The sequence below is a fragment of the Pseudomonas sp. 32_A genome (assembly GCF_017490905.1).
In the GTDB taxonomy this organism is placed as follows: domain Bacteria; phylum Pseudomonadota; class Gammaproteobacteria; order Pseudomonadales; family Pseudomonadaceae; genus Aquipseudomonas; species Aquipseudomonas inefficax.
In genome coordinates this window covers 1-3,879 of record NZ_JAFGYI010000080.1, presented here as the reverse complement: position 1 = coordinate 3,879, position 3,879 = coordinate 1, and the positions used below count along the sequence as shown (strand labels likewise).

The following is a 3,879-nucleotide window of genomic DNA, read 5'->3' as shown; positions in this document are numbered from 1 at the left end:
GATTACATCGAGATGTTCTATAACCCTAAACGCCGACACAGCAGTGCTATGCAGCTGTCTCCAGTAGAGTATGAGAAACGCTATTTCCTGAGCTTGGAGAGTGTCTAGAAAACCAGGGGCGATTCACCCATCATGAGTTCCTGGCGTTCAATAGCTATCACGAGCGCCTCGACTTTCTACATACAGGCATAAGAGATAAGCGCATTCATGGCGCTTTGACCGACAGTTACCATGCTTTGCTATCAGATAAAGGTACAACAACTGCAGAAGCATTCCTCACCGTACATGCCACGGCGCTGCATGTGACCCCTTTCGGAGGTTGTATCCACGATTTCTCCCAAGCACCCTGCCCTAAGCATCTTCAGTGCTGGAATGGCTGCTCGCATCTACATCTGATGGGCACTCCATCGGAGCGGGTCAACCTTGAAGAACAAGCTAAGAATCTGACGAAGGCAATATCCATCATGCGAGACGCAGGGACCGGAGAGGCAGGCAGCGATGTATGGCTAGCAGACCAGGAAGACAAGCTCAACAATTTAAAATCTGTCCTTGCACGCGATACCAGTGGAGGTGTGCAACGCGTGTTTCCAAATGGGCGTCCAATCACGGTTGCGGACTCGGACAAACGACACAGTTCGGTATCAGATGACTAGGGGCAACTATGGCGCGACGACAGACATTGAGGGGCAGCACTCTTGACGAAGCAATAGACGCTCTCCTCGCCCAGATGATTAGCTCAGGAGTGGAGCTCGCTCCCATTTCCCGACCGGAGGTGCAGCGCCGACTGGGCCTGACAAGCCGAGCTACGCTAGGAGGTGAGCGTGGAGACAGAATTGAGGCCGCCCGTATTGTTCAAATGAGAGAAAGCGGGAGGGATCCGGATGGTGCCCGCCGACGCAGAAGTCTCGAAGAGCGTATTGCAAGTCTTCAAGCGGAGAACGCTGCGTTGGCAAGACAGCGAAACAAGCTTTTCGAGGCTCTGTCAGTAATAGCACACAACTGCCTTATGAACGGTTTGGACGTAGAGTCAGTAATGGCACCGTTGAGAAACACCCAATAAATCAGATTAGTAGTCTTCGTATCGACTACAGATTACGGCATGGTAACCCGCCCACAGTGCTAGACAGGACTGCGTCAGATCTGACGACTACACATTACGGTACACGTATCCTGACTACTTCGTTCCAGACGCAAAACGTTGACATGTGCGCCTACCGCTCGTAGAGTCTGTCTGGTAGCCCCTGAGGCACTTGAGTTTTCTCCCCACGAGGGATCTGCAAAGCCCGGTTCTCGACCGGGCTTTTGCCTTTGTGCGACTCGGACTCAGACGTCAAAGTTTACGTAATCTGCCTACGGCAAACTGAATACTCGAAAGTAAATTATCGCGACTCTATCAATGTACGTACCTTGACCGGCTAGTTTCACGACGGTTAGCCACGTTGTTGATCCTAAAAGGTATTACAGTCTCATCTCCCCATCCAAGACGAGCGCCAGAAAGTCATTCCACATTGGCAAGCAGATGATTAGCCGAGCGCGTCGATCATGCTAGGTTCGGCTGTACCCTAGGTTAATCGCCTCCTAGGAACATCCTGCAGAGGGTCAGCAGGCCTGTAAGCATACGGCCCAGCCGGCATTGAACCTACGGCGTCCATACCGGCAGCGTCGAGGTGCCTACCTTGTCGATAACGATGGCCAGGCTTTGTCGGGCGCGAGTTACGGCGACGTAGAACGCAGCAGCGGCCGTGGCCTCTAAGTGTGCGCCCTTCTTGATAAAGTTTTCGATGTTAGCAGTGGGTGCGAGCAAGACTCGGTCGAACGTCGCTCCCTTGACACCTTTGAAATTCCTAAAATCCAGATTGAGGTGTTTCGCCGAGCTCACCGAATGTCTTAAGCACTGCGGTCTATATCGGCTGACGTATTCATCGACATGCTGAGTGCTTAGAAGGAAAACGCCATCATGCTCAGTTTCGTCGAAGTTTTCCGAGGTGGTACGAGGAAATCCCCAGGTCGCGTCGAAAATGGTGTCGGAAAAAGCAGCAATCTCGCTTCTACACCGATAGGTTATAGTCGCATAGGCGATGGTAAGTAGGCCCTCCGCTTCTCTCTCTCTGAACCATTCAAGCGATGCAGCGTATCCAAATTTCTTGTTCTTTTTGCCACGAGGATTTGTAGACAAAACTGCCTGCCGGACATCTCCCACCATCCGCACATCGATTTGAGAGCCGAGCATCACCTCCAGGATTTCCCAGTCGAAGCTGGATAGATCCTGGACTTCGTCGATCAAAATTTCGTCATAGATACACTCTAGCCTGTGTAAAAGCGCTGGCGTAGCCTCCATGAGCTCAAAGGCAAGCTTGCCGAGTTCGCATGCGTACAACCGATTTCCTGAGTCCATGAACCTGCTTCTGCCCACAGCTCGCTCGAATGGTCTGCCTTCGAAGTCAAAACCCTTAACTCGATCCTTAGGGAATTTGAAGCGTAGGAATGGCTGGGCAAAATGACGAAGCAGGAAGGTGTACCAGCCCAAGACCTCCAGCGTGCTGCTATCGCCCGCCTGGCTCGCTAAACGCGAGCGAATTTCCTGCTGGTTCGTTTGTGTGAAAGTGAGCACTGCGATCTTACGATCAGTCGCTTGCCGGCAATAATCCACCAAACCCTGCGTCTTTCTGCCGCCCGCAACGGCCAGCGTCAAATGGTTAGGCATTCTGGATGAACCCCGCCGCCTCTTTGATGTAAGCCGGGGCTTTAAGGGCTTTGTCGGACTCGGCGATAAGCAGAGCACCTTCAGTCTTCTCCCGTGCCATCCACGTAACTAGGTCAGCTCTTTCAGTGATCCCAAGCACTTCTCTGAGATGATCTTCGCCGTTCGCCGTAATCAGCTGCGGTTCAAGGGTATGACCATCGCTTACCTTGCCAATAAAGAGCTCGCGCTTCTTGCCATCCAGCCATTTCATAACCGTCACACGCAGTTGGGCTGGCTCAACGCCGTCGTTGTCCCTCATCACCGCGACCGGCTTATCGACGGCAGCGCACAGTTCAAGACACCTCGCCAGAGCAAGTCCGCGCATGCTGATAACATCGACGCCGGCTGCCATGGGCGTCACCCCATACAAGTCATAAAACACTCTTTCGAAAATGATCTCGTCGGACGGCCCTTCTACCAATACGACCTTCCTCGCCAGTACTAGACGGAGAGTGTCGTAACCAGGCAGACGCTGAAAGTATCTGACAGTGCAGGGGTCGAGCTCAGTGATTTTCGAGGCTAGGTTCCGGCTCATTAGATGCAGAGCATTCAAGCCCAGGCGATTAAGCACGTACGTGCTGTGGGTAGATACAAACAGTTGCTGGTCGTCGGTGGCGAGTTTTTCCACTCGCTCAAGCAGCGTACTCAGGCTGGTGTGTGACAGATGATTCTCGGGTTCCTCAATCATGACGATCTTCACTTTGGCCGAGTTACGCTTCATTGCAAGCGATATCTTGATCGCTGCCTGCTGACCTTGGCCAGCCATCGAGAAGGGAACATTGTCTACAAGAGGCGTGATAACGCTTTCCCAGGAAGTGCGGGATGTCTGATCCATAGCCAAGGCAATGGGCTCGGCCTGCAAAGATGCCCCTAGGGCAGAGAAACGCTTATTGACGGTCGCCAGTGCCCCGTCGGTCATCGACGCTTTGACCGTCCTAAAACCCAACGAGATGTCAGCCTTCTCGTTGGTTTCTAAGTGATCACTCAAAATCTGACGAAGGTGGTAATCTGCGGATTCCACGACACTTGGACACTCAGCCCACGATCATTTGGACACTCGTTCCACGCTCACTTGGACACCTAATCCACGTCCACTTGGACAGGCAGTCGGAGCGCAGCGACGCAGGTTTGCATTG

General features: G+C 52.8%; 3 protein-coding genes. 1 reads left to right on the top strand and 2 read right to left on the bottom strand.

All coding sequences use genetic code 11. From position 1 onward, the window contains the following. A partial coding sequence (locus tag J5M58_RS25635) for an IS3 family transposase (protein WP_135192744.1) occupies nucleotides 1-108 on the top strand: 108 nt, incomplete at its 5' end. Between the two features lie 1,531 nt (nucleotides 109-1,639). Here the strand turns inward: J5M58_RS25635 and J5M58_RS25630 are convergent. Together J5M58_RS25630 and J5M58_RS25625 are read right to left on the bottom strand one after the other, a co-directional pair. Then, the gene (locus J5M58_RS25630) at nucleotides 1,640-2,704 is read right to left on the bottom strand and encodes a UvrD-helicase domain-containing protein (protein ID WP_207880094.1); all 1,065 of its coding nucleotides are present in this window, start codon (nucleotides 2,702-2,704) and stop codon (nucleotides 1,640-1,642) included. Next, nucleotides 2,697-3,764, bottom strand: a complete 1,068-nt coding sequence (locus J5M58_RS25625) for an ATP-dependent endonuclease (protein WP_368857208.1) — start codon at nucleotides 3,762-3,764, stop codon at nucleotides 2,697-2,699. Before J5M58_RS25625 ends, J5M58_RS25630 begins: the two co-directional genes overlap by 8 nt. Between the last annotated feature and the right edge of the window lie 115 nt (nucleotides 3,765-3,879).

What these genes read in the sequence shown, in the direction of transcription:
- J5M58_RS25630 (WP_207880094.1), bottom strand. Translation starts at nt 2,704, where the DNA reads ATGCCTAACCATTTGACGCTGGCCGTTGCGGGCGGCAGAAAGACGCAG.